Origin of the sequence: Brevundimonas sp., from assembly GCF_965278935.1 — a bacterium.
In the GTDB taxonomy this organism is placed as follows: Bacteria; Pseudomonadota; Alphaproteobacteria; order Caulobacterales; family Caulobacteraceae; genus Brevundimonas.
Genome location: NZ_OZ257124.1, coordinates 2945796 through 2971398 on the forward strand (window position 1 = coordinate 2945796; position 25603 = coordinate 2971398).

The window sequence follows — 25603 nt, forward strand, 5'->3', positions numbered from 1 at the left end:
AGGGGGAACAGCATGTCCAGGTCGATCGGGGCGCACGCGCGCCGTTTCACGCTCATCGCCTTCGCGGCCCTGAGCATGGCCGCCTGCGAGGACGGTCCGGCCGCGGCCGAGTCCGCTTCGGCCCGCCCGGCCCAGGACCACGGCGACTTCAAGGTTCTTCCGGCCGTGCTGGAGGACGACGAATACACCGAACTCGCCGAACAGCTGTCCGAGGAACGCTGGCTGGAGGACGTCGCCGACGTCCTCAACGAAAGCCTGATCCTGCCCCGCGACATCGGCCTGCGCTTCGCCCAGTGCGGCGAGAACAACGCCTACTACGTCCCCGAAGACCACGAGATTCAGGTCTGTATCGAGATGTTCGAGGGCGAGCGCGAGACCTTCGCCGCCTACTACGACACCGAGGAAGAGATCGAGGACGCCGTCAACGGCTCCTTCCTGTTCACCGTCTTCCACGAGGTCGGCCATGCCCTGATCGACGTGCTGGAGATTCCCTTCACCGGTCGCGAGGAAGACGCCGCCGACAGTCTGGCCGCCTGGTGGCTGATCGACGGCGACGACGGTGAGGAATCCGCCATCTCCGGCGCCCTCAGCTTCTACACCGACCCGGACGAGGCCGGAGAGCTGGAGGAGAGCGACTTCTCCGACGAACACTCCCTCAGCCAGCAGCGCTACTACACCCTGACCTGCCTGGTTTACGGCTCCGACACCGAGAAATACGCCAACCTTCTCGAAGAGGAATGGCTGACCGAGGAACGCGCCGAACAGTGCCCGGCCGAGTTCCAGCGTCTGACCTCCACCTGGTACACCCTGCTCGACGCCCACCTGAAGGAATAGGCTCGACCTCGCGGCCTCAGGGAAGGCGCGCGGCGTCGATCCGATCTCCATTGACGTAGAGGGTCATTGTTCGCCCGCCGTCACCAAAGTCGGCGCGGACGTCGAGGTCCGGGGAAAAGAACCCCGTCGACGACCTCGGGCTCAGCTCCAGTCGCCCGCCTCCGGGCACGGTAGCGACGATTCCCTTCCCGGCAACGGCCAGATCGACCGGAACAGCGCCGCCGATCAGATAGCGGCCCGCAAATCCGGCCAAGGTCGAGGCGGGAAGCTCGATCGCCGTCGGGAACTCCAGCGGCGCCTGTCTGGGCAACAGGAACGGGAGCGCGGCCCCCATCACCGCCGGGTAGTAGGTGATGTGATAGGCGCCGGGGAAAACCTCCGTCCGGACATGATCGCCGCGGCTTTCTAGCGCGGCCGAGACCGCCCTGCCGCCTTCGACCATATAGTCGTCTTCCCGCTCGCCGTAGGCCACGAAGACTAGCCGGTCCTGCCCTGCGGACGCCGTCCGCAGGCGCTCGGGAATCGTCGGATCGGCCCAGACCGACGGGCTGGCGATCAGATAGCCGGCGAAGGCCGAGGGCTGATCGGCCAGAACATGCGCCGTGAAGATGCCGCCGAGCGAATGCCCGAACAGGATCGAACGCTGCGGATCGACCGGATAGCGGGCCTCGATGAAGGGCTTCAGTTCCTCGATCAGGAATCGTGTGAACAGCTCCGACCGCCCGCCTTGGGCGGTACTGCCATCGCGTCGAACGACGGGGCGCGGCAACAGGTCGGCCTCCCGGCTGTTTCGCTGCCCGACCGGATAGCCGACGGCGACGATATAGGCGGGCGACATCGCACCGCCGCCGCCCAGCAACACTCCCGCGGGTCCCGCCACGCCCCATCCGCCGTCCAAGGCATAGACGACGCTGGCCTTCTGCCCCGGGAACACCGGTCCCCTGTGCGGAGGGGTGACCTCGATCCGATAGTCACGGCCCATGATCTCGGAGCGGATGATCAGTTCGACCGCCCGTCCCTGAACGGCCGGCGCTTCCCGCACCAGGGTGATCTCCTGAGCACTCGAGGTCGTCGCTCCCCCAAGGCTCAAGGCGGCAAACGAGGCGAAAAGCAGGAACGATCGCATGACAGACCCTTTGATTACGCTTGTAAGCTTTGAAGGTTACAAATGTAATCTTCTGTGTCAATCTGCTTTGCGGAGCGTGCGAAAAGGACGGGTTTGCAATGAGCCGACAGAAACCACGGCGGAGCCGCAGGCCTGAGCAAGACCAATCCGGCGACACGATCCTGATCATCGGCTTGGCCCTGCTGGCCGTCCTCCAAGGCAGTGTGGTGGTCGGCGGCGTGGTGTTGGGGATCGTGAAGATGTTCGCCGCTCTTCTAAGGCTGTGACACGGCAGCTCGGTCCACCCACGTCAGAAACGGTCGCACTCCCGCCAGAGCTGTGAAAAGAACATATTGGCAACCGGAACAAACCGTGTACTGTCCGGTCTCACAGGGAGCGGGTCACGGTCATCGGACCGAAGGCGGGCCTCTCCCCAGGGTTTCACAGGAATCATGGCAAAGGAGAGTGGCAAGGTGGCAGCTCAGGCGAATCTGAAATTGGTGGGCAAGGACGACGGCGACAAGCAGCGCGCGCTGGAGGCGGCGATCGCACAGATCGACCGCGCCTTCGGCAAGGGCTCGGTCATGAAGCTGGGCAAGGGCGGGATCGCCGACGTGATCCCCTCGGTGTCCACCGGCTCGCTGGGCCTGGACATGGCGCTGGGCATCGGCGGCCTGCCGCGCGGTCGGGTGATCGAGGTCTTCGGTCCTGAATCCTCCGGCAAGACGACCCTCGCCCTGCACACCGTGGCCGAGATCCAGAAGTCCGGCGGCACCGCCGCCTTCGTCGACGCCGAACATGCGCTCGACCCCGGCTATGCCCAGAAGCTGGGCGTCAACCTCGACGACCTGCTCGTGTCGCAGCCCGACACGGGCGAACAGGCTCTGGAAATCGTCGACACCCTGGTGCGCTCGGGCGCCGTGGACATCGTGGTGGTCGACTCCGTCGCCGCCCTGACGCCGCGCGCCGAGATCGAAGGCGAGATGGGCGATAGCCTGCCCGGTCTTCAGGCGCGTCTGATGTCGCAGGCCCTGCGCAAGCTGACCGCCTCGATCTCCAAGTCGAACTGCATCGTCCTGTTCATCAACCAGATCCGGCACAAGATCGGCGTCATGTACGGTTCGCCGGAAACGACGACCGGCGGCAATGCGCTGAAGTTCTACGCCTCGGTCCGCCTCGACATCCGCCGCACCGGCGCGATCAAGGACCGCGACGAGGTCGTGGGCAACACCACCCGCGTGAAGGTCGTCAAGAACAAGGTCGCCCCGCCGTTCCGCGAGGTCATCTTCGACATCATGTACGGCGAGGGCATCTCCAAGCTGGGCGAGATCATCGACCTGGGCGTCAAGGCCGGGATCATCGAGAAGTCGGGCAGCTGGTTCTCCTACGACTCGACCCGCATCGGTCAGGGCCGCGAGAATGTGCGCGCCTTCCTCAAGGCCAACCCCGACATGGCCGACGCCATCGAGGACAAGGTCCGCAAGTCCACGTCCAAGATCGCCGACGAGCTCCTCGGCACGCCCGAGCCCGACGAAGGTCAGGATCTCGAGGGCTGATCCGACCGCTTCGGACGCTTCGGACGGTGTTTTGACGTCCGAAGACACAGAACACTCCCCCGGCTGGTCCCCGCGACCCGCCGCCGACCCACGCGGGGCTCGGGCCGGGAGGAGTCGCCCGCCCGGCTTGTCCGGGCGGGCCTTTTTCTTGAGGAAGGCGCGCTCCTCGGTCTTCATTTTCGACCGCAATCCCCACCTTGCGGCAGCGGTTGTTCCGCGCGAGGGTCATCCGCCTCCGGGGAGGGAGGAGCGAATGCCGAATAAACCGCTCGCCATTGTCGCGGCCGGACTCGCCGGCGGCGCCGCCGACATCCTGACCGCCTTCGTCATCTACCGCCCGGCCACGCCGGACCGGATTCTCCAGGCCGTCGCCGCCGGCCTTCTGGGACCCGCTTCGTTCGACCAAGGGATGACCAGCGTCGCTATCGGCGCCGTCTCCCACTTCGTCATCTCGATCCTCTTCGCCGGGCTCTACGTCGTCGGCGCCGGCTACGCCCCGGTCCTGCTGCGAAAACCCGTCATCAGCGGCCTGACGTTCGGCGTCTTCGTCTACGGCGTCATGAACGCCATCGTCGTGCCCCTGTCGCTCGCGCCGGAGCGCCCCGTGCCGCCGGACCCCATGATCGGCCTCGGCCTCATGGCCCACGCCTTTTTCGGCATTGCCCTGGCCGTCGCGGCCGCCCGCATCCTGCGAACGCCGAAAATCTGAACTCACCGACCTCGCAACGCCTTCTGCAGCATGGGCCTCACCTTCAGAAATGCGAGGTAGAGCCTTTCCAGTACCGACAGCACCCGCCGGTTTCTCGCCAGATATCCAAGCGGGGCGAGAACCGGTATCGCCCTCCACATCGCCGCGAACGCCTCGGCGCCCGAGACCATTCGGCCATCCTCCCGGGCGTGGAAGCGGCTCAGCAGCAGGGCACGATCGATGGGACAACTCCCTGCCCCCGTCGCGACATCGGTGAAGACGATCGCGCTGCGGCGATCCAGTCGCCGCAGAAGGGCGATCTCGCGCCGACACAGCGGACAATCCCCGTCGAACCAGACTTCCACCTCGGCCATGTCCAACCCTATGCCTGACCCACCGTTCTTGCCCCGTGTCACGCCGACGCGCAAAAGCTCGAACCTTTCCACCCGCCGGCGGTTGATCCGCGCAAGGAGACCGCCATGGCCGAAGACATCCCGACCCTGACACAGTTCAACCTGGCCGAAAGCGACGACGGCTACCTGCTGGAGATCGGCGGCAGCGACGGCGCCGTGCTCCGTGTCGCCGCCAGCGCCGAACAGATCGACGCCATCATCGAGGCCCTCGACGCCCTCCTCTCGGACGAAGATGACGCCGTGGATGAGCCTCCCGCCTCGGATAACGACGCCGACTGACCGGGCATTGGCCGGAAAACCTTGGCTCGCGGCCTCGCCCGTCTCTATATGCGCCTTCCCAAATCCCCGACGCACGAACGACTGAACCGCCCATGGCCAGCCTGAAGCAGATCCGCTCGACCTTCCTCGACTATTTCGCGGCCGATGGGCACACGAAGGTGCACTCGGCTCCGCTGGTGCCGCAGAACGACCCGACGCTGATGTTCGTCAACGCGGGCATGGTGCCGTTCAAGGACTATTTCACGGGCGCGGCGACCCCACCCTACCCGCGCGCAACCTCGTCGCAGAAATGCGTCCGCGCCGGCGGCAAGCACAACGACCTGGACAACGTAGGCTACACGGCCCGCCACCTGACCTTCTTCGAGATGCTGGGGAATTTCTCCTTCGGCGACTATTTCAAGGAACACGCGATCGACCGCGCGTGGAACCTGGTCACTAGGGACTACGGCCTCGATCCGAAGCGCCTGCTCGTCACCGTCTACATCGACGACGATGAGGCCGCCGCGATCTGGAAGAAGGTCACCGGCTTCGGCGACGACAAGATCATCCGCATCGCCGGCTCGGATAATTTCTGGGCCATGGGCGACAACGGCCCCTGCGGCCCCTGCACCGAGATCTTCTGGGACTACGGCGACCACGTCCCCGGCGGCCCTCCCGGTTCGCCGGACGAGGACGGCGACCGCTATGTGGAGATCTGGAACAACGTCTTCATGCAGTTCGAGAAGGAGAACGACGAGATCGTTCGCAAACTGCCCAAGCCCTCGGTCGACACCGGCATGGGCCTGGAGCGGATGACTTCCGTGCTGCAAGGCAAGAACTCAGTCTTCGATACCGACCTGTTCCAGACCCTGATCGCGGCGTCGGAAGACGCCACCTCGACCAAGTCTGAAGGGGCCCAGGCCGCCAGCCACCGCGTCATCGCCGACCACCTGCGCTCGTCGTCCTTCCTGATCGCCGACGGCGTGACCCCATCGAACGAGGGGCGCGGCTATGTCCTGCGTCGCATCATGCGTCGCGCCATGCGCCACGCCCACCTGCTCGGCGCCGCCGATCCCCTGATGCACCGCCTGGTCCCGACCCTGGTCGACCAGATGGGCGAGGCCTTCCCCGAACTGGCCCGCGCCCAGGCCTCGATCGAAGACACGATGAAGCAGGAGGAGATCCGCTTCCGCACCACGCTGGGCCGCGGCATGACCCTGCTGGACGAGGCGACGGCGGACCTGTCGGCAGGCGGCGTCATCTCGGGCCAGACCGCCTTCACCCTGTCCGACACCTACGGCTTCCCGCTCGACCTGACCCAGGACGAGGCCCGTCGTCGCGGTCTGACCGTCGACAACGACGCCTATGAGGCCGCGATGGCCCAGCAGCGCGAACGCGGCAAGGCCAACTGGAAGGGCTCTGGCCAGACGGCCTCGGCCGGAGAATGGCTGTCCCTGCGCGACCGCCTCGGGCCGACCGTCTTCACCGGCTACGACGCCATCGAGGGCTCGGGCGAGGTCCTGGCCATCGTGCGCGGCGGCGAGTCCATCGACGCTCTGGAGCCCGGCCAGACCGCCGAGGTCCTGTTCGACCAGACCCCCTTCTACGGCGAAGGCGGCGGCCAGACCGGCGATCGCGGCGAGGTCGAATGGACCGATGCCTCGGGCCAGCAGGGTTTCGGCGTCATCCTCGACGTCCAGAAACACGCCGGCGGCGACCTCTACGCCCACAAGATCGAAATCGAGTCCGGCACGCTCACCATCGGCGCCCGCGCCCAGCTGCGCGCGCATGCCGAACAGCGCCTGACCACCCGCGCCAACCACTCCGCCGCCCACCTGGTGCATGCGGCGCTGAAGAACGTGCTCGGCCCGCACGTGGCCCAGAAGGGCCAGCTGGTCGACGCCGAACGCATGCGTTTCGACTTCAGCCACAACGCTCCGGTCGCCGAGGACCAGCTGGCCGCCATCGAGACCGAGGTGAACGCCGTCATCCGCCAGAACGTCCCGGTCACGACCCAGCTGATGACGCCCCAGGATGCCATTGACGCCGGCGCCGTCGCCCTGTTCGGCGAGAAATACGGCGACGAGGTCCGCGTGGTCACCCTCGGCCGCGCCTTGACGGACAACAACGGCCCCTACTCGGTCGAGCTGTGCGGCGGCACCCACGTCGCCCGCACTGGCGACATCGCCCTGTTCAAGATCACCGGCGAGACCGGCATCGCCTCCGGCATCCGCCGGGTCGAAGGCGTCACCGGCGAGGCTGCGCGTCAGTACCTGCTGGCCCAGGCCGGTGTGGCGAAGACCTTGGCCCAGTCCTTCAAGGTCCAGCCTCTGGATGTCCCCGCCCGCGTCGAGGCCCTCTCGGCCGAACGCAAGGCGTTGGAGAAACAGGTCGCCGACCTGAAGAAACAGCTCGCTCTCGGAGGCGGCGGCGGTTCGGCCAATGCCGCGCCGGAGGAGATCAACGGCGTCAAACTGATCGCCCGCATCCTCGACGGCGTCGACGGCAAGGGCCTGCGCGGCGTGGCCGAGGACTTCCGCAAACAGGTCGGCTCCGGCGTCGTCGCCCTGATCGGTCTGTCCGACGGCAAGGCGGCGGTCACCGTTGCCGCGACCAGCGACGTCACCGACCGCGTCAACTCGGCGGATCTGGCCCGCGCCGCCGTCATCGCCATGGGCGGCCAGGGCGCCGGCGGCAAGGCCGACTTCGCCCAGGGCGGCGCACCGGACGGGTCGAAGGCCGAAGACGGTCTGGCGGCCGTTCGGGCCGCTTTGGCCGGTTAGTCCATTCCCCTCTCCCCTTGCGGGAGAGGGAGCTCGCGCACGAGAGCGAAGCGATCGTCCTTGCGCGATCGGGTGAGGGGTGACACCGCAGCCAACCGCTGGCCCTCCCTCATTCCCTCCGCCCGCGTGATTCCTCATCCGACTTCGCTTCGCTCAGCCACCCCTACTCGGATCGCATGCGATCCTTCGTCGACCCGCAAGGGGAGAAGGGAAGCATTGACCTCCCGCCCCTCTTCATCCCCCATGCCGCCCTCAGTTCGGGGGTCTCCATGAATCGCTTCGTCGTCGCCGCAGTGGCCGGTCTCCTCCTCTCCGCGACGGCCCTTCCCGCCGCCGCCCAGACGTCCCCTGCAAGCGCCACCACCACCGCCGAAAACCCCGCCCTCGCCTCCATCATCGCCGACTACGATGCCTGGCAGCTGAGCCTCAGCCCCGAGCAGGCGGCCCGCGAGGGCGACGCCGCCGCCAAGTCCCGCCTCTCCGACACCTCCCGCGCCGCCGAGCTCGCCCGCCTCGACCCGCTCAACGTCTTCAAGACCCGCCTCGCCGCCATCGACGCCTCCACGCTGTCGTCGAACGACGCCCTCAACCGCGACTTCCTCGCCATCATCGTCGACCGGTCGATCGAATCCATCGGCCTCGACGGCGGCCGTCTGGCCTTCAACTCCGAGGGCGGACCGGGCCAGAGCGCGGGCTTCCTCGCCGCCGGCACCCGCATCACCAGCCGCGCAGACGCAGACGCCTGGCTGGCCCGCCTGGGCGCGCTGTCCGCCTGGTACGACGAGGGCCTCGCCGACGCCCGACGCGGGCTCGAGACCGGCTTCGTCCAGCCCAAGTCCGTGGTCGAAAGCGCGCTGGCCATCTTCCGCAACGAGGCGGCCTTCACGCCCGGAACCGACCCCCTGCTGCGCCCATTCGCCAGCCTGCCTGCGACCATCCCGGCCGCCGATCAGGCCGAGCTCCGCGCCCGCGCCGCCGCCATCGTCGCCGAACAGATCGTCCCGCGCCGTCGCGCCTGGGTCGAGTTCACCGAGAATGAATATCTGCCCGCCGCCCCGGCCGAGGTCGGCATCGGCTCACGCCCCGGCGGCCGCGAATTCTACGCCTTCGAGGCGCGCCGCTACACCACCACCGACCTGACACCCGACCAGATCCACCAGATCGGTCTCGACGAGGTCGCCCGCATCCGCGCCCGCATGGACACCGAGATGCGCGCCTCGGGCTGGACCGGCGATTTCGCCGGCTTCCTCGCCCACCTGCGCACCGACCCGAGGTTCTACGCCACCTCGCGCGAGGACATGCTGGAGAAGGCCTCGGAGATGGCCAAGCGGGCCGACGGCGGCCTGCCCGCCCTGTTCCGCACCCTGCCGCGCCTGACCTACAACGTCCGGCCCGTGCCGCTGGACATCGAGGACAACTACACCACCGGCCGCTACAACGGCGGCTCGCTCGAGGAGGGGGTGCCCGGCGGCTACATCGTCAACACCGGCAAGCTGGACCAGCGACCGCTCTACGAACTGCCCGCCCTAACGCTGCATGAGGCGGTCCCCGGCCACCATCTCCAGATCGCCCTGCAACAGGAAGCCGCCGCCGGTCCCGCCTTCCGCCGCAACGCCGGCGTCACAGCCTTCACCGAAGGCTGGGGCCTGTATTCGGAGTTCCTCGGCGAGGAGATGGGCTTCTACCGCACGCCGGAGGAGCGGTTCGGCCGCCTCAGTTACGAGATGTGGCGCGCCTGCCGGCTCGTTGCCGACACCGGCATGCACTGGATGGGCTGGACGACAGAGCAGGCCCGCGCCTGTTTCACCAACAACTCCGCCCTGTCGCCGCACAACATCGAGACCGAGCTGCAACGCTACATCGGCTGGCCGGGTCAGGCCCTGGCCTACAAGATCGGCGAGATCCGCCTGCGCGCCATCCGCACCCGCGCGGAGGCGGCGCTCGGCGAACGTTTCAACCTCCGCGACTTCCACGACGCCCTGCTGGTCGACGGGCCCCTGCCTCTGGACCTGCTGGACCGGCGGATGGATGCGTGGATCGCGGCGCAGCAGGCCCGCTAGGCGGCGTCCGGCAAATCCACGCCCGACAGCTTCCAGCCGAACAGCCCCTGCCGCTTGAGCAGCAGCTTCAGCTTTTCGTCCGGCCGGTCCGGATCCGTCAGGCCCAGCACGAACGTGTTCAGGTCGCGATAGGCATAGCTCTGGCGGATGTCCTTGTCCTCGCCCTCCGGTTCGGGCGTGCGAGCGCCGGCGGCGTCGGCGGGGTCGGGCGTATCGGCGGTCCGCACCATGGCCGCGATGGTCGGCGCATTGACCAGCGCATCCACCGCCCCGCCGACCAGCATGGGCGCCAGCATCATGCCCAGTCCGCCCAGTCCGCTGTTGCGGACGGCGGGGTCGGCCTGCGCCTCGGCCATCAGTCTGGCGGTCAGTTCGTCCTTCAGGCTGTCGCGGAAGGCGGGGAAGTCGACCAGCCGTTCCAGCGCCGCCTCGTCCCCGGCCTTCGCCGCCGTCACCAGTGCATTCACCGTCAGGATCGGCGTGCCGAAATAGGCGGCGAGGAAGGCGACCACCGCCAGGACCGCAACACCCTTGATCAGGCCCTTCATCGTTTCGTCTCCGGAGCAGGCGTGGTCGGCGTGACACGCGCAGGCGTCTGGTTGGCAGGTCGCGGGGTGGCCCCGTCAGGCAGGCCGATGTGGACCAGCTTCCACTCGAACGGCCCCTTGCGTTCAAACGTGAAAATCGTGTCGGATCCGCCCTCGTCCGTCACGGCGAGCCGCGCGAGGTTTATGCCCCAGTAGCGTGGCGACGGCCAGGGCGCGGGGTTGCTGTCGGCCTCCATGCTCGCCGTGCTGACGACCGCAGCGTATCGTCCCTCGCCCCGGGTCAGACCGTCGATGGCGTCCGGCGTCAGATAGGCGTCCGGGTTCGGCCCTTGCGGCGCCGCGACGTCCTCGAACTGGCGGCGGAAGGCCCCGATGGGATCGTTCATGAAGGAGGGCGGCGGGGTCAATGCCTCGGGCCGGCCTGACAACTGGGGCCGCAACGACGCGCGCACCGCGTCGAAGTCCACCAGCCTCTGCAGGCCGGCGACATCGTCCGACTGGGCCGCCGAGCGGATGCCGAAGAAGGCCACGGCCGGGGCCGCGAAGAAGCTGACCACCGCGAGCGCGATGGCGGCCAGCACCAGTTTGCCGAATACGTTTTTCACCGGTGGTCTCCCCTCCTCCGACGCAGACGTCATCAATGCACGTCGAAGCCCGCTGCTCAAACGAAACCCCGCCGGAGAAGCTCCGGCGGGGTCGAAAGATTCGAACCGTGTTCGGCCTTAGCCGACGTTCGGCAGGGCCTTCTTCAGGTTCTCGGCGACCTTGTCGAGGAAGCCCTCGGTGGTCAGCCAGCCCTGCTGATCGCCGACCAGCAGCGCCAGGTCCTTGGTCATGTAACCGGCCTCGACGGTATCGACGACGACCTTTTCCATGGTCTCGGCGAACTCGAGCAGCTCGGCGTTGCCGTCCAGCTTGGCGCGGTGCTTGAAGCCGGCCGTCCAGGCGAAGATCGAGGCGATCGAGTTGGTCGAGGTGGCCTCGCCCTTCTGGTGCTGGCGATAGTGGCGGGTCACGGTGCCGTGGGCGGCCTCGGTCTCCATCACCTTGCCGTCCGGCGTCATCAGGACCGAGGTCATCAGGCCCAGCGAGCCGAAGCCCTGCGCCACCACGTCGGACTGCACGTCGCCGTCGTAGTTCTTGCACGCCCAGACGAACCCGCCCGACCATTTGATGGCCGCGGCCACCATGTCGTCGATCAGGCGGTGCTCATAGGTCAGGCCCGCGGCCTTGAACTTGTCGGCGTATTCGGCGTCGAACACTTCCTGGAAGATGTCCTTGAAGCGACCGTCATAGGCTTTGAGGATCGTGTTCTTGGTCGACAGATAGACCGGGTAGTTGCGGTTCAGGCCGTAGCTGAACGAGGCGTGGGCGAAGTCGCGGATCGAGTCGTCCAGGTTGTACATGCCCATGGCCACGCCGGCGCCCGGCGCCTTGTAGACCTCGTGCTCGATCACCGCACCGTCGTCGCCGACGAACTTGATCGACAGCGTGCCCTTGCCCGGGAACAGGAAATCGGTGGCCTTGTACTGGTCGCCGAAGGCGTGACGTCCGACGACGATCGGCTGGGTCCAGCCCGGAACCAGACGGGGCACATTCTGGCAGATGATCGGCTCGCGGAAGACCACGCCGCCCAGGATGTTGCGGATGGTGCCGTTCGGCGACTTCCACATCTTCTTCAGGCCGAACTCGGCGACGCGCGCCTCATCGGGGGTGATGGTGGCGCATTTCACGCCGACGCCGTGCTTCTGGATGGCGTGGGCGGCGTCGATCGTCACCTGGTCGTCGGTGGCGTCGCGGTGCTCCATGCCCAGGTCGTAGTAGTCCAGCTCGACGTCGACGAACGGGAAGACCAGCTTGTCCTTGATCCACTGCCAGATGATGCGGGTCATTTCGTCGCCGTCGATGTCCACGATGGGATTGGCGACCTTGATCTTGGCCATGCGGCTTACGTCCTGTTCTGCATGTTTCGGGAGGTGGCGGCGGTATAGCGACCACGGGCGCGCGAGGCAAAGGGCGCGGCGTTGCGGATTAACCGTGCCCCGAAAAAGCCGCCTGCGGCCACGCTGAACCCGCATGGACCAGGCCTGTTCTCTCCGGTGGAAGGGCTGCCATTCCAGCCACGGGGATATGCCGAATGGACGCCGAGACCGAACACCTGATCCAGCGCTGGATTATCGCCTTCTGCGAAGCCCCCGTCCTGATCGATGCGGAACTGATGCGGGCGGTGCTCGCTGATGCCGAGAGCAGACAGAAGGAGCCCTCTGAATGACCGACCAGACTTTCAAGGCCGGTGACAAGGTCAAGTGGGACCACAGTCAGGGGACCACGACCGGCAAGGTCGTGCGCAAACTGACCAGACCGACCACGATCAAGACCCACAAGGTTGCGGCCTCCCCGGATAACCCCGAGTATCTGGTCGAGAGCGGCAAGACCGGCGCCCGCGCCGCCCACAAGCCGTCGGAACTGCGCAAGGCCTGACCGGCCTGCGACAGGGGGATGGATATGCGTGTGATCGCTTTGATGGCCGCTGCGGCCCTGCTGGCCTCCTGCGGCGACGGCCAGTCCGCCAAGGCCGGCCCGAAGACGGCGGTCCCGGCCCGGGGCGCTGCGGCGGACGACCAGGGCGCCGGGCAGCAGAAATTCCGCGACTGGCTGGCCGTCTGCGACAATGTCGGGACCTGCAAAGCCTTCGGCCCTGCGTCGGAGGGGACCGGCTGGGTCCGGATCCGCATCCCGGCCGGGCCGGACGCGACCCCTTCCGTCGCCTTCGGCTTCTGGCCCGATGACGGTGATTTCAGAGGGCCGGTCACCGCCCGCGTTGACGGGGTCGTCTTCGAGGCCGCCGCCGTCACGGGTCAGGACGCGCCACCGGTCGCCATCGTCGGCCCAGATCGCGCTCGCGCCCTGGTCGATGCCATGGCGCAAGGGACCGCGATGGCCGTGAACGCCGGTTCGGAGACCGTGCCCATCTCCCTGACCGGCGCCGCCGCCTCCCTGTTGTGGATCGACGAGCACCAGGGCCGCCTCGGCACGACAACCGCCCTGATGCGCAAGGGCTCGCGTCCCGCTTCGACCGTGCCCGCCGCCCCCGTCGCGCCACGCATCACCCCTGCCGCCGCCGTATCCCAGGCCGGCTATGGCGACCAGGACGGCCAGACCCTGCCCGCCGCCATCGAGGCTCTGCCGGCCGTGGTCCAGTGCCGCGCCGACACGGCCTTCAACCCGGACCTTCAGACGGTCATCTCCTCCGCCCGGCTGGACGCGAACACCGTCCTGTGGAGCGTCCCCTGCGGCGCAGGGGCCTACAACTTCTCCAGCGCCTGGTTCACCACGACGCCCAACGGGACCGACCCGCGGCGTGTGACCTTCCCGACGGCTGCAGGCGAACCCGAAGACCAGCTGGTCAACGCCGCCTACGACCCCGCGACGCGCGTCATCGACGCCTTCAACAAGGGGCGGGGACTCGGCGACTGCGGCATGGCCGACAGCTGGGTCTGGACGGGTCAGGGCTTCGTCCTGAAATCGTCGTCGGCCATGTCCGAATGCTGGGGCGTGCCCAGCGACTACTGGCCCGCGTCCTGGGTCAGCGAATGAGCGAGCCCGAAGCCGACGTCGATGTGCTGATCATCGGAGCGGGTCCTGCGGGACTGACGGCGGCCAACTATCTCGCTCGCTTCCGGCGCTCTGTACTCGTCGCTGACGGCGGCTCCCCCCGCGCAAGCTGGATCCCTCTGAGCCACAACATGCCGGGCTTCCCCGCAGGCATCACCGGCGACGCCATCCTGTCCCGGATGCGGGAACAGGCCGAGGAATACGGAGCGCGTGTCGAGGCCGGCTGGATCGACGGACTGACGCGGGACGGCGACCGTTTCAACGCGTCGTTAGCCGGCCGCGAGGTCCGCGCTCGCGCCGTTCTCCTCGCCACCGGCGTCGTCGATCATCATCCCGACCTGCCGGGGGTGGAGCGGGCCATCGAACGTTCCCTGGTCCGGATCTGCCCGATCTGCGACGGCTACGAGGCGACCGACAAGGCCGTCGCCGTGATCGGGGACAGCGACATGGGGGTGCGCGAGGCCGCCTTCATCCGCACCTATTCCAACCGCGTCACCCTGATCCACATCGGCCCACCCGGCGACCTGACCGAGCGGGAGGCCCTGACGCGGCTGGGGATCGAATTGGTCGAGACCCCGATCGAGACCGTCCGGCTGGAGGGCGACCGCGTCACCGCGCTCTGCTGGAACGGCCAATATCAGGCCTTCGACCTCGTCTATTCCGCGCTGGGCACCTCCGCGAACGCGGAACTGGCGGCCGCGCTGGACTGCCGCCTCGCCGAGGACGGCCGGCTCGAAGTCGACCTGCATCAGAAGACCAGCATCCCCGGCCTCTACGCCGCCGGCGACGTCGTGCGCGGCCTCAACCAGATCGCCGTCGCCACCGCCGAGGCGGCCGTCGCCGCGACCGCCATCCACAACAGTCTGCGACAGGCGGACGGCCAGACAGTCTGAACGGCCCGCTACAAGAATATTTTCTTAGACCGCCTTGTGTTCGGCCAAGCGCGATCCCACCTCTGGCCTCAGGTCTTTAGACCGTCCAGCTCGTCGGCACGGTTCGTCCGGTTCGTCACGTTTCGTCACCCTGCCGCTCGTCATGACGAAACGGACAAACGTTCAGACGAAGGCCGCCCGCACCCGCTGGTCCAGCACCGTCAACGGCATCCGCCCGCCGTCCAGCACCGCAGAATGGAACCGCTTCAGGTCGAAGTTCGACCCCGCCTTCAGTTCTTCCCGCAGACCCGTGATCGCGATCTCGCCCATCTTGTAGGAACAGGCCTGCCCCGGCGCCGAGCAATAGCGGTCGATCTCGGTCTCGTTCGGATCGCCGACGTTCTCGGCCATGTAACGGATCGCCTGATCCCGGCTCCACCCTTTCGAATGAAGGCCGGTATCGACCACCAGACGGCAGGCGCGGAACAGGAAGCTTTCCAGATAGCCGATGCGGCCGAACGGATCGTCCTCGTAAAGGCCCAGCTCGTCGGCCAGCCGCTCCGCATACAGGCCCCAGCCCTCTCCATAGGCCGAGAAGCCGACCGTCTTGCGATACAGCGGCAGGTTCGCCGACTGCAGGGCCAGCGCCCCCTCGAACAGATGCCCCGGCGCCGCCTCGTGATAGGTCAGCGTCTTCAGCGTCCAGCGCGGCCAGTCCGCCGTGTCCTTCAGGTTGATGAAGTAGATGCCGGGCCGGGTCCCATCCAGGCTACCCCCTTGCGCGTATCCTCCGGGCGCCCCGGCCTCGATCGCGGGCGGCACACGGTTGACCAGAAACTCGCTGGTCGGGACCCGGGCGAAGACCTCGGGCAGTCGCGCCCGAACCCGGTTCATCTCGGCGTTGACGTAGACCAGCAGGTCCGCGCGGCCGGCATCGGTGTTGGGCCACACGAACCGGCTCTCGGTCCGCAGCGCCGCCATCCGTTCGGCGACCGGGCCCTGCGTATAGCCCTCCCCCTTCAGCAACTCGTCCGCCTGGGCCTGGATGTCGGCGACCTGTTCCAGACCCAGCTCGTGGATCTCGGTCGATGTGGAGGTGGTCGTCGTATAGGCCCTCAGGTTCAGGGCATAGTAGGCCGCGCCGTCCGGCCGCCCGCCGATCCCGGCGTCATGGACCGCATCGACCCGCTGGCGCTGCAACTCGACGATCTGCCGCTCCAGCGCCAGTTTCACCGGCCCGTCCAGCAGGGCCTCGGCCCGGCTGACATGGTCGCCCTCGATACCGGCCTCGGCCATCTTGCGGGCAAGGCTGCGAACCATCGCCTGATCCGCCCCGGGTTGATCCCTCAGCGCCGTCAGCTGGGCGATCGCCTTGTCGAGGATGAAGTCGGGCGCGACCATACCCGTCCCGGCATTCGCCCGGCTCCGCTCCGTATCGCCGTCCAGCGCCGTCGGGAAGGCGCCCAGACGCTCGATGAAGGCGTCCGCATCCTGGCGCGTCTTCACCGGATGGGTGGTGTCGAGGAAGCTCGGCACGTCGACATAGGCGCCGTTGATCTGGCTGACGACATAGGGCGTCCGCCGCCAGCTGTCGGCCGTGTGCCAGCTGAAGCCGGCGGACTCGGCCGCGATCTCCTTCTGGAACGACAGCACGTCGTAGCTCGCCCGTCCTTCGACCGAGAGGGCGACCGGGTCGATCGTCCGTAGCTCCGCCAGCCGCTCGCGGGCCCGGATCGCATCCTGCCCGGCGGCGGCCAGCGACCGGTCATCCAGCCGGCTCCGCAGCCCCGCACGCTCGCCGACATCAAGCCCCAGCGCCGTCGCCCCCTGCGGCGAGCCGTCCATGTCCTCGTCGAACTGGCGGCTGAGGATCGCATCCAGCCGCGCGTCCTCGTCGGCGCGTGCGAGGGCCAGGGACGGCAGGGCGGCGAGCCCCGCACCCGCGGCGGCGGAGGCGAGCAGACGGCGGCGATCGATCATCAGGCGGCCGCCTGCGCCGCGGTCCATTCGGTGATGGCCCGCTCCAGTACGGTCAGAGGCACCCCGCCGGTGTTCATCCCCGCGTCGTGGAAGGCCTTGATGTCGAACCTGTCTCCCAGCGTCGCCTTCGCCGTCTCGCGCAGTTCGACCCACTTCGTGTGACCCAGCTTGTAGGAACAGGCTTGGCCCGGCCAGACGCAGTAGCGTTCGATCTCGGTCGTGACGGCGGTTTCCGAGTCGCCCAGGGCGTCGACCATGAACCGGATGGCCTGCTCCCGGCTCCAGCGCTTGGCGTGCATGCCGCTGTCGACCACCAGTCGGGTCGCCCGGAACATCAGCGACTGCAGATAGCCGATCTTTCCATAGGGATCGTTCTCGTACATGCCGATCTCGTCGGCCAGCTGTTCGGCGTAGAGGGCCCAGCCCTCCGAATAGGCCGAGAAGCCCAGCACCTTCATCAACAGGGGCGTGTTCGCCTTCTCCTGCGCCAGGCTGATCTGGTGGTGATGCCCCGGCACCGCCTCGTGATAGGTCAGCGTCGGCAGCTGCATCTTCGGCCACTCGGCCGTGTCGCGCAGGTTGATGTAGTAGATGCCGGGCCGGGACCCATCCAGCGCCGGCGAATTATAGTAGCCGCCCGGCGCCCCGGCCTCGATGGCCTTGGGCACGCGCCGGATCTCGACGGCGGCCCGCGGAAGGCGGCCGAAATAGTCGGGCATGCGGTGACGGACCTCGATCACCTGGGCGTTCAGGTCGGCCAGCAGTTGTTCCTTGGCCTCATCGGTGTTGGCGTAGAGCTGGGCCGGATCCTCGCCCAGCGCCTTGATCCGCGCGCCGACCGATCCCTGCGTCAGACCCTGGGCCTTCAGCAGCGCGTCGGCCCGCGCCGACAGCTCGGCCAACTGAGCCAGACCGATCTCATGAATCTCGTCGCCCGACAGATTGGTCGTCGTGTAGCTCTGGATGCCGTAGCGATAGAAGGCCTCGCCGTTGGGCAGCCGCCAGACGCCGGCGTCATGAGTGGCGCCGGCCTGACGCGCTCGCAGCGCATCCGCCTGACGGGTCAGGGCCGGGAAGACGGCGTAGTTGACGATGGTCTCGGCGCGCGAGCCCCAGTCGCCGGCGATCGACTTCTCGCCCGTCCGCCGCACCACCGACTGGACCAGGGTCGTCCCGGCCGCGCCCGGCGCCATCAGCGCGTCCATCTGGCTCAGGGTGCGGGCGATGATGAAGTCCGGCGGCACGGCCCCCGCCTCGAACTCTGCCTCGATCCGCGCGGTCTCCTGGTCCAGCGCCGTCGCGAAGGCCGAGACCCGGCTCAGATAGGCCTCGGCGTCCTCGGCCGTCTCGATCGAATGCTGGCTGTCGAGGAAGTCGGGAATGCCCTGATACGAGCCGGTCAGCTGGCTGACGCTGTAGGGCGACGGGCCGAACCCTCCGCCGCCATAGGCGAACTCGTAACCCGACATGGCGGTGTCGCCGAAATACTCGAGCGAGTCGTACCAGACCTTCTCGTCGGTGCTCAGGGCGGCGCGGTCGACGGCCTTCAGCTCGGTCATCTGGCGGCGGAAGGTCACCTTGTCGGCGTCGATCTTGGCCTGCGACCGGTCGTCGAGCAGCGCCTTCTTCGCTGCGTTCGGCCCCTTGTCGAAGCCCAGCGAGGTCAGCAGCTCCGGAGACGTCATCAGCGTCTCCTGAACGATCGAATTCATGACCGCCGTGAAGGCCGCCGACGCGGTTCCGGCCTGTGGCCGGGCGATGACCTGCCCGGCCGCCATCAGGCTGGCTCCGGCTGCGGCGGTGAACATCAGACGGCGGCGGTCGATCATGGCGGGCTCCCGAAAACTCAGGACCGCATTGGTCACCAACCACGCCGCCTCGACAAGCGCCCGGCGTCAGAAATCGATCAGGCCGACCAGCCGCTCGGCGAATGATTGCTCCACGGCGTCACCACACCCGTCGAACGGAGACGTGGCGGCCGCGTCCGTACGCGTCGCTTGGGGAAACCGTCCAGGACCGCGAGAACGACCGCCAGCCAACCCCACGTGGCGTCCTTATGATTACGATGAATCTCTTCCATGGCGGCCTCCTGTGCCGATTGCTTCTGATGGCAGAGATATCGGCTTGACAGCGTCCACTCGCAAACCAGTAGTATGACGGGTCAGCCCTAGGTAACCTTATGCGTGATCCTCTCTCCGGCCTGCCCCTGTCATCGATCCGCGTGTTCGAGGCGGCGGCGCGCCTGAACAGCTTTACCCGCGCGGCGGAGGAGCTCGGCATGACCCAGGCGGCGGTCAGCTGGCAGATCAAGGCGCTGGAGACGCGACTGGGGTTCAGCCTGTTCCGGCGCCTGCCGCGGGAGGTGCAGCCGACCGAACAGGGCGAGCGACTGTCGCGGGCGGCGACCGAGGCGATGACCATCCTGCGTCGGGCCTTCGCCGAGGTGACCGAGGCGGATCAGGGGGTGCTGTCGATCACCACCCTGACGACCCTGGCGACCCAGTGGCTGGCGCCCCGGCTGGGAGCCTTCCAGGTATCCAATCCGGGACTGGCGGTGCGTCTGGACACCAGCCCGACCATCATCGACCTCGCGCGCGAGAACATGGACGTGGCCCTGAGGTCTGGCGACGGCGACTGGCCCGGTGTGGAGAGCGCCCTGTTGATGCCCAGCGTCTTCACCCCCCTGTGCAGCCCGGCGCTGTGCGAACGACTGGCGCTCAAGGATCCGGCCGACCTGATCGACGCCCCCCGGGTCGGCGACGAGAAGGAGTGGGCGGCCTGGTTCGCCTCCGCCGGGGTCGCGACGGGGGCGACCCCCGCGTCCCGACTGCGCGCCGACATCCAGGGACTGGAGGTCGCGGCGGCCATGGGCGGTCAGGGCGTCGCCCTCGGGTCGCCCATCCTGTTCGCGCGCGAGATCAAGGCGGGCCTGCTGGTCCGGCCATTCCGCCAGACGGTGAGACTGTCCGAAGGCTATTTCATCGCCTGGCCGGAGGACCGCCGCCGCTCGCCCAAGATCGCCCGCTTCCGCGACTGGCTGCTGGCCGAGGCCGCGGCCGATCCGGACATCGCCGCCGAGGTCGCGCTTACGCCCGCATGATGCCTTGAAGCACGGCCAACGGCACCGAACCGTTGAGCAGCATCCGGTCGTGGAAGGCCTTGATGTCGAAGCCGGGCTTCGCTTCCGCCTCCTGACGCAGGCCCTCGATCACGGTCTGCCCCAGCTTGTAGGAGCAGGCCTGACCCGGCCAGACGATGTAGCGATCGACCTCGGACTGGGCCGCGTTGGCGGGGGTGGCGGCCTCGGCGATCATATAGGCGATGGCCTGTTCGCGGCTCCAGCGCTTGTCGTGCAGGCCGGTGTCCACCACCAGCCGAACGGCGCGGAACAGATAGGCCTGCAGATAGCCGATCCGGCCCAGCGGATTGCCCTCGTACATATTCAGGTCGTCGGCGGCGACGCGTTCCGAATACAGGGCCCAGCCCTCGTTATAGGCCGAGAACCCGCTGGCCCGACGATAGATCGGCAGGGTCCCCGCCTCGCGCGCGACCGAGATCTGGAAGTGATGGCCCGGCACCGCCTCGTGATAGGTCAGGGTCGGCAGGGACCATTTCGGCCGGTTCGCCGTGTCGCGCAGGTTGATGTAGTAGGCGCCCGGCCGCGAGCCATCCAGCGACGCCGCCTGGTAGTAGCCGCCCGGCGCGCCGATCTGGATCGACACCGGCACGCGGCGGATTTCGACCGGCGCCTGGGGCAGGGTCGAGAAGACCTCGGGCAGTCGCGGAGTGATGGCCGCGACCATCTCGTTGAGCGAGGCGATCAGGGCGACCTTGCCCTCGTCGGTGTTGGGCCACAGGTGCTGCGGGTCCTGACCGAGCGCGTTGACGCGCTCGCCGACCGTGCCCTCGGTGATGCCGAGGCTCTTCAGGATGGTGTCGATCTCGGCCTGGATCGAGGCGACCTGACGCAGGCCGATCTCGTGGATCTCGGCGCCGGTGTAGGTCGTCGTGGTGTAGCCCCGGATGCCGAGGTTATAGAGCCGCTCGCCCTGCGGCAGGCGCCAGACGCCGACGTCGGTCGAGGCGTTCGGACGCTGGGCCTCGAAGACCGCGATCTGGCGGGTCAGGGCGGGTTTGACCTCGTCATCGACGATGACGGCGGCACGAGCGCCCCAGTCGCCGGCGATCGACTTCTCGCCGGTCTTGCGGACCAGGGCCTGGACCATGGCCATCTCGGCGGCGGGGGTGTCGCGCAGCGTCTTCAGCTGCGTCAGCGTCTTGTCCATGATGACGGCCGGCAGTGTGATGCCGGCGTCTGCGTCCGCCTCGAGCCGCGCGTTCTCCTGATCCAGCTGGACCGCGAAGGCCTTGAGCCGCGACAGGAAGGCCTCGGCATCGGCCGCGGTCTCCAGCCGGTGCTGGTTGGTCATGAAGTCGGGGACGCTGAAATAGGCGCCGCCGTTCTGGGCCACGATATAGGGCGACCCGACGAAGGGCAGTTCGGCGCGCATCGCCGCCGTCTCGGCCTGGAACTGCGAGACGGCCAGGGTGACCTTCATGCTGTCGGACAGGTTGGTGGTCGGCCAGTCCTTGAGGCGCTCCCAGTAGGCGATGTCGCGCGCCTTGTCAGCGGCTTCCGCCTCCATGCTGAGATCACCGAGCTCGGCGGCCAGATGGGCGCGGTCATCCTTGTCGATGCCGAGGCTGGTGGCGAAGGTCGGGTTGCGTTCGACGTTGTCGTAGAACCGCTCGGTCAGCCAGGCGTCGAGCGCGGCGTCCTGCTGCGACTGGGCGAAGACCGAGACCGGCAGGGCGGCGATCAGGCTTGCGCCGGCGGCTGAGAGCAGGAGACTGCGACGATCGAGCATGGGGAAACCTTCCGGGACGCGGGACAGACAAGGGGGCGGTATCGAGATCGGCGACCTATTGCGTCGCGGCGCCGAGCCAGGCTTCACGGAAGGCCAGCTGCGCAGGCGTGACCGATCCGCCGCCGGCCTCGGCCCTTACCAGATCGAACGACGGGTCGGCGGCGAAGCGCAACGTGGCGGATCGCTCCACCCCCCTCTGGAGGAAGCGGATCGGGACCTCGTCGCCCGGCTTCGCGGCGGCGACGGCGGCGGTCCAGTCGGCCTGTCCGGCGACAGCCTTGTCCCCCACCGCCACGATCTGGTCGCCCCGATCCAGCCCGGCCGCATAGAGCGGCGTGTCGGGCGCGAGGGCGGCGGCGATGACCGGAGGACCTGCCGGCGGAAGGCGCACGGCGCCGGCCCAGGCGGCAGTCGGATTGGCGGGGCGGATCACGATCCCGGCCTGGGCCAGCAGGGGCGCGAAGTCCGGCAGGTCGCTGCCCTGAATGGTGCGGGCGAACCAGTCGCGGGCGAAGGCGGGATCGCCGGTGACACGGGCCAGGGCAGCTTCGATGTCGGCGGGCGAATAGGGCCGCTCGGTCACCCCGTGGGTGCGCCACATCTCACGCATCAGGTCGTCCAGCGTCTTGCCCGGGAACCGCTGGCGCAGCGTCAGGTCCAGGCCGAAGCCGATGACCGCGCCATACGGGTAGTAGGAGACGAAGATGTTCGAGTTGGTCGGGTCGATGGACGTCGCCGCGTCCACGAACGGCGCCCGGAGGCTCATCTCCTGCGGCGAGCCGTAGCGGCGGCCCGTAGCGTTCACGACGAAGTTCAGCTGACCGCCCATCTCGCCCAGGAAGGCGTCGACGTTCGACACTCCGGCCCGGCGCATCGCCAGCGGGCCGTAGTAGCTGGTGAGGCCCTCGGCGAACCAGAGTGACGGGGTCGGGTTGGCGCGTGTGAAGTCGAACGGCTCCAGCTCGTCGGGGCGGATGCGCTCCACGTTCCATGAGTGGAAGAACTCGTGACTGAGCGTTCCCAGCTGGTCGAAATCCGCCTCCCGGAACGAGCGGCTATCGTTGATGATGGTGGAGTTGCGATGCTCCATCCCGTCGCCGTTCACATAAGGCATGTAGTCGGCGATGAAGGTGTAGGTCCCGAAATCGTAGTCGGGCACGTCGCCGAAGACGGCGATCTGGGCGTCCACGATGCGCCGGGCGCGCTCGGCGAAGGTGTCCATCTCCGCCTCCGTGCCGGGGTGGTGGGCGGCGATGCGAAGGGTGCGCGTGACGCCGTGATCATCGACTGTCCACTCGCGCACCATGTGGTCGCTGAGCTCGGCCGGGCTGTCCATCAGGTACTGGAGATTGGGCGCCGCGAAGGTGTTGGCGTCGGCCCCCGGCTGGAGCTGGGTGGCGATGGTCCAGTCGGGCGAGAAGGGCTTGAACGTCACCGTGACCGGCCTGTCGTCGAAACCCGTCGCCCAGGCCAGGGTGGCCGGCATGTTCAGGTGGGCGTGGGTCGCGTCGATCTGGGAATAGGTGCCGTCCGAGCGGTCTCCGAACAGGGTGTAGCTGAGGCTCACCGTCCCGTCGTGACCGGGCACGGTCCAGCCGTAGGGGTCGGTGCGCTCGATCGTCAGAGAACGCCCCTGTCCATCGACCGCGGAGACGGAATAGACGTTCTTGCCGAACTCGTGGATCGCATAGCGGCCGGGCGAGGAGCGCGACATCTGGAACCGCACCGGAGCCGTGCCGACGTCGCGATAGGTGACGGTGATCCGCGCTTCGTGGTGGACGGCGTTGTCGAAGCTGATGTCGTAGTCCTGGGCCTGTGCGGCGCCGGCCGCGAGGGTCAGGGCGGCGAGGGCGGCGGAGGCAGTCAGCAGACGACGAAAGAACATGTAAACTCCGGAACAGCGACGCCGCGCATAGGGACGCAAGCCGGGCCAGGAGGCAAGTTACCTCGCGTTCACCCGGGCCGGAGTTCCTGCTTCACCCGCTCGGCCAGGGTCTTGATGTCCAGCGGCTTGGGAAGGAAGGACACGCCGGTCTCGTCCTGAAGCAGGTCCGAAAAGTCGCTCTCGGCATAGCCGGAGATGAACATGACCGGGGCGTCGCCGAGATACTGGCGCGCCTTTTTCAGCAGGCTGGGACCGTCGAGACCGGGCATGATGACGTCGGAGATCATCATGTCGATCTGGCCCGCCCATTCCTCGGCCAGGGCCAGGGCCTCCTCGCCGTCAGCGGCCTCGATGACTTCGTAGCCGCGCTGGCGCAGCAGGCGGGCGGCGATACCGCGCACGGCGGCCTCGTCCTCGACAAACAGGATGCGGCCGTTGCCGGACAGGTCGCGCGGAGCGGCCTTGACCTTGGCCTCGACCGGGCCGGCCTCGACCAGTTCCTGCTCCGAGGCGGCGGGCAGGAAGATGCGGAAGGCGGCGCCCGCGCCCTCCAGATTGGTCACGCCGATATGGCCGCCGGCCTGCTGGACGATGCCGTAGACGGTGGCCAGACCCATGCCCGTGCCTTCGTTGACCGCCTTGGTCGTGAAAAAGGGCTCGAAGATCTTGTCCAGCAGTTCGGGCGGGACACCGGGGCCCGTGTCGGACACCTCGATCAGGGCGCTGTCGCCTTCAGGCGCTTCCAGCCAGCCCATCGACCGGGCATCGGCCTGGGTCAGGCGCAGGGTCTTGATGGTGACGACCCCGGCGCCCGGCTCGACCACGCCGCGCATGGCGTCGCGGGCGTTGACGGCCAGGTTCATGACCGCCGTCTCCAGCTGCGACTTGTCGGCCAGCACCACCGGCAGGTCGCGGCCGTAGTCGGTCTCGAGCCGCACGTCCTCGCGCAGCAGGCGGCGCAGCAGGACCGCGAACTCCCCGACAAGTTCGCCGAGGTCGAGCCGTTCGCGGCGAACGGTGGACTTGCGCGAGAAGGCCAGCAGTTTCCGCACCAGATCGGCGGCGCGGATGCCGGTCTGGCGAATCTGGTTCAGCCCGTCATAGGACGGGTCGCCGACCGGATGGCGCTCCAGCAGTTCGGACAGCTGCAGCTGGATGGCAGTCAGCAGGTTGTTGAAGTCGTGAGCCACGCCGCCGGCCAGCTGGCCCACGGCCTGCATCTTCTGGGCCTGCGACAGCTGCAGCTCCATCGACTTCTGGGCCGAGACGTCGAACAGCCACACGCGGCGCTTGTCGCCCTCGGGCGCGACATAGAGGTGCAGCATCCTGTCGGGGTGGGCGCGGGCGATCAGCTCGATCGGGCCGGTCGATCCGGCGGTCAGGCGGGCGCGCGCCTCGATCACACCGGCCGGGTCGAACAGGTGGCCGAAGGCGGCGTCGCGCGCCGAGGCGGGGCCGGTCAGGGTGGCGAGCGCGGGGTTCGCCTCCTCCGCGCGGCCGGAGAAGATGTCATCCCCGGCGATCACGGCGGAACCGAACGGCGCCCCGGCGGCCATGGCGCGGCCGTCTCCGGCCGAGGCGGCATAGGCGGGGGCGGCGACGGCGGCGGGCGTGCTGCTGAGGGTCGCCTCGGGGGCCTCGCGGACGAGGAAACGCCCCTCACCGGCTTGGCCGATCAGGACCTCGAGCTCCCGGTCGCCGATCAGGACGATGGCGCGGCCCTGCTGCCCGGACCTCGCCTGGGCGAAGGCCATGTAGAGGGCCTGGGCGGACTTGCCTTTCGGCAGGCTGACGGTGGCCCCGTTCTGGGACGCCCAGGCGCCGTTGTAGGCGAGGACCGCGCCCGAGGCCCAGACGAGGGCGGCGGGCTCGGCCATGGCGTCGAGCATCTCGACCGCCACGTCGCCGGCGGGCCGCTCGCTGCTGCGGACGTCGATCCGGTTGAAGGCGAACAGCCCCATCAGGGCGACGGCGGCGACGGTGACCAGCAGGATCATGTGCGGCGTCGTCAGCGGCCCGGCCTGGAAGGCGGGCCATGCCAAGGCGGCCACGGCCACGGCGAAACCGACCGCCATCAGGATCACGGTGATGTCGAACTTCGGCGCCGACGGCGCGCTGGAGACGGTCATGGCAAGGCG

The 25603-nt window shown here is 68.1% G+C and carries 22 protein-coding genes; 12 read left to right on the plus strand and 10 right to left on the minus strand.

The features are described 5' to 3' along the window. Positions 1–12 precede the first annotated feature (12 nt). The gene (locus tag ACQY68_RS14695; RefSeq protein ID WP_428150331.1) at positions 13–834 is read left to right on the plus strand and encodes a DUF4344 domain-containing metallopeptidase; all 822 of its coding nucleotides are present in this window, start codon (positions 13–15) and stop codon (positions 832–834) included. A gap of 16 nt (positions 835–850) precedes the next feature. On the opposite strand, the gene ACQY68_RS14700 is transcribed toward ACQY68_RS14695, so the two are convergent. After that, positions 851–1960 (minus strand): alpha/beta hydrolase, encoded by a 1110-nt coding sequence (locus ACQY68_RS14700; RefSeq protein WP_428150332.1) that lies wholly within the window; start codon positions 1958–1960, stop codon positions 851–853. A 98-nt stretch (positions 1961–2058) separates the two neighbouring features. Between ACQY68_RS14700 and ACQY68_RS14705 the strand changes: the two genes are divergently transcribed. The 3 genes from ACQY68_RS14705 to ACQY68_RS14715 all read left to right on the plus strand — a co-directional run bounded on the left by ACQY68_RS14705 (position 2059) and on the right by ACQY68_RS14715 (position 4204). After that, a complete protein-coding gene (locus ACQY68_RS14705; protein ID WP_428150334.1) occupies positions 2059–2226 on the plus strand; it encodes a hypothetical protein in 168 nt (55 codons plus the stop codon). A gap of 186 nt (positions 2227–2412) precedes the next feature. Then, on the plus strand, positions 2413–3495 hold the full coding sequence (recA, locus tag ACQY68_RS14710) for a recombinase RecA (protein ID WP_428150336.1): 1083 nt from the start codon (positions 2413–2415) through the stop codon (positions 3493–3495). Between the two features lie 253 nt (positions 3496–3748). Further along, positions 3749–4204 carry a hypothetical protein gene (locus tag ACQY68_RS14715; RefSeq protein WP_428150338.1) on the plus strand — a complete coding sequence of 152 codons (456 nt, stop codon included), beginning with the start codon at positions 3749–3751 and terminating at the stop codon, positions 4202–4204. 2 nt (positions 4205–4206) lie between these two features. On the opposite strand, the gene ACQY68_RS14720 is transcribed toward ACQY68_RS14715, so the two are convergent. Further along, positions 4207–4557 carry a thiol-disulfide oxidoreductase DCC family protein gene (locus tag ACQY68_RS14720; RefSeq protein ID WP_428150339.1) on the minus strand — a complete coding sequence of 117 codons (351 nt, stop codon included), beginning with the start codon at positions 4555–4557 and terminating at the stop codon, positions 4207–4209. Between the two features lie 105 nt (positions 4558–4662). Here ACQY68_RS14720 and ACQY68_RS14725 point away from each other — a divergent pair, with 105 nt between their 5' ends. The 3 genes from ACQY68_RS14725 (at position 4663) to ACQY68_RS14735 (ending at position 9697) form a co-directional block, all read left to right on the plus strand. After that, positions 4663–4875, plus strand: coding sequence for a hypothetical protein (locus ACQY68_RS14725; RefSeq protein WP_428150340.1), 213 nt, complete (start codon positions 4663–4665; stop codon positions 4873–4875). Between the two features lie 92 nt (positions 4876–4967). Beyond that, positions 4968–7637: an alanine--tRNA ligase gene (alaS, locus tag ACQY68_RS14730; RefSeq protein WP_428150342.1), complete on the plus strand. Its 2670-nt coding sequence runs from the start codon at positions 4968–4970 to the stop codon at positions 7635–7637. Between the two features lie 269 nt (positions 7638–7906). Beyond that, entirely contained in the window at positions 7907–9697 is a 1791-nt protein-coding gene (locus ACQY68_RS14735; protein ID WP_428150344.1) for a DUF885 domain-containing protein, read from the plus strand. Here ACQY68_RS14735 and ACQY68_RS14740 read toward each other — a convergent pair. The 3 genes from ACQY68_RS14740 to ACQY68_RS14750 all read right to left on the minus strand — a co-directional run bounded on the left by ACQY68_RS14740 (position 9694) and on the right by ACQY68_RS14750 (position 12188). Then, complete coding sequence (locus ACQY68_RS14740; protein WP_428150345.1) at positions 9694–10245, minus strand: DUF2939 domain-containing protein; 552 nt, start codon at positions 10243–10245, stop codon at positions 9694–9696. The two genes, ACQY68_RS14735 and ACQY68_RS14740, sit on opposite strands and share 4 nt — an antisense overlap. Next, positions 10242–10850, minus strand: coding sequence for a DUF2939 domain-containing protein (locus ACQY68_RS14745; RefSeq protein ID WP_428150346.1), 609 nt, complete (start codon positions 10848–10850; stop codon positions 10242–10244). The genes ACQY68_RS14740 and ACQY68_RS14745 overlap by 4 nt, the downstream gene beginning before the upstream one ends. Before the next feature lie 117 nt (positions 10851–10967). Next, a complete protein-coding gene (locus ACQY68_RS14750) occupies positions 10968–12188 on the minus strand; it encodes an NADP-dependent isocitrate dehydrogenase (protein ID WP_428150348.1) in 1221 nt (406 codons plus the stop codon). A gap of 194 nt (positions 12189–12382) precedes the next feature. Between ACQY68_RS14750 and ACQY68_RS14755 the strand changes: the two genes are divergently transcribed. From ACQY68_RS14755 to ACQY68_RS14770, 4 genes are read left to right on the plus strand one after another with little or no spacing between them, the layout of a single operon-like run. Then, the gene (locus ACQY68_RS14755) at positions 12383–12517 is read left to right on the plus strand and encodes a hypothetical protein (RefSeq protein ID WP_428150349.1); all 135 of its coding nucleotides are present in this window, start codon (positions 12383–12385) and stop codon (positions 12515–12517) included. Further along, entirely contained in the window at positions 12514–12726 is a 213-nt protein-coding gene (locus ACQY68_RS14760) for a DUF2945 domain-containing protein (RefSeq protein ID WP_428150351.1), read from the plus strand. Before ACQY68_RS14755 ends, ACQY68_RS14760 begins: the two co-directional genes overlap by 4 nt. A 24-nt stretch (positions 12727–12750) precedes the next feature. Beyond that, entirely contained in the window at positions 12751–13842 is a 1092-nt protein-coding gene (locus tag ACQY68_RS14765; protein ID WP_428150353.1) for a DUF1176 domain-containing protein, read from the plus strand. Continuing rightward, positions 13839–14753, plus strand: coding sequence for an NAD(P)/FAD-dependent oxidoreductase (locus tag ACQY68_RS14770; RefSeq protein ID WP_428150354.1), 915 nt, complete (start codon positions 13839–13841; stop codon positions 14751–14753). The genes ACQY68_RS14765 and ACQY68_RS14770 overlap by 4 nt, the downstream gene beginning before the upstream one ends. A gap of 162 nt (positions 14754–14915) precedes the next feature. On the opposite strand, the gene ACQY68_RS14775 is transcribed toward ACQY68_RS14770, so the two are convergent. Together ACQY68_RS14775 and ACQY68_RS14780 are read right to left on the minus strand one after the other, a co-directional pair. After that, positions 14916–16712, minus strand: coding sequence for a DUF885 domain-containing protein (locus tag ACQY68_RS14775; RefSeq protein ID WP_428150355.1), 1797 nt, complete (start codon positions 16710–16712; stop codon positions 14916–14918). Then, complete coding sequence (locus ACQY68_RS14780) at positions 16712–18541, minus strand: DUF885 domain-containing protein (RefSeq protein ID WP_428150356.1); 1830 nt, start codon at positions 18539–18541, stop codon at positions 16712–16714. Before ACQY68_RS14780 ends, ACQY68_RS14775 begins: the two co-directional genes overlap by 1 nt. Positions 18542–18891: 350 nt before the next feature. On the opposite strand from ACQY68_RS14780, the gene ACQY68_RS14785 reads away from it, so the two are divergent. Further along, positions 18892–19812 (plus strand): LysR substrate-binding domain-containing protein, encoded by a 921-nt coding sequence (locus tag ACQY68_RS14785; protein ID WP_428150358.1) that lies wholly within the window; start codon positions 18892–18894, stop codon positions 19810–19812. Here ACQY68_RS14785 and ACQY68_RS14790 read toward each other — a convergent pair. The 3 genes from ACQY68_RS14790 to cckA all read right to left on the minus strand — a co-directional run bounded on the left by ACQY68_RS14790 (position 19799) and on the right by cckA (position 25594). Further along, positions 19799–21580, minus strand: a complete 1782-nt coding sequence (locus ACQY68_RS14790; protein ID WP_428150360.1) for a DUF885 domain-containing protein — start codon at positions 21578–21580, stop codon at positions 19799–19801. The two genes, ACQY68_RS14785 and ACQY68_RS14790, sit on opposite strands and share 14 nt — an antisense overlap. Positions 21581–21635: 55 nt before the next feature. Beyond that, positions 21636–23465 carry a M61 family metallopeptidase gene (locus ACQY68_RS14795; RefSeq protein ID WP_428150361.1) on the minus strand — a complete coding sequence of 610 codons (1830 nt, stop codon included), beginning with the start codon at positions 23463–23465 and terminating at the stop codon, positions 21636–21638. A gap of 68 nt (positions 23466–23533) precedes the next feature. After that, the gene (gene cckA / locus ACQY68_RS14800; RefSeq protein WP_428150362.1) at positions 23534–25594 is read right to left on the minus strand and encodes a cell cycle histidine kinase CckA; all 2061 of its coding nucleotides are present in this window, start codon (positions 25592–25594) and stop codon (positions 23534–23536) included. Positions 25595–25603: the final 9 nt, after the last annotated feature.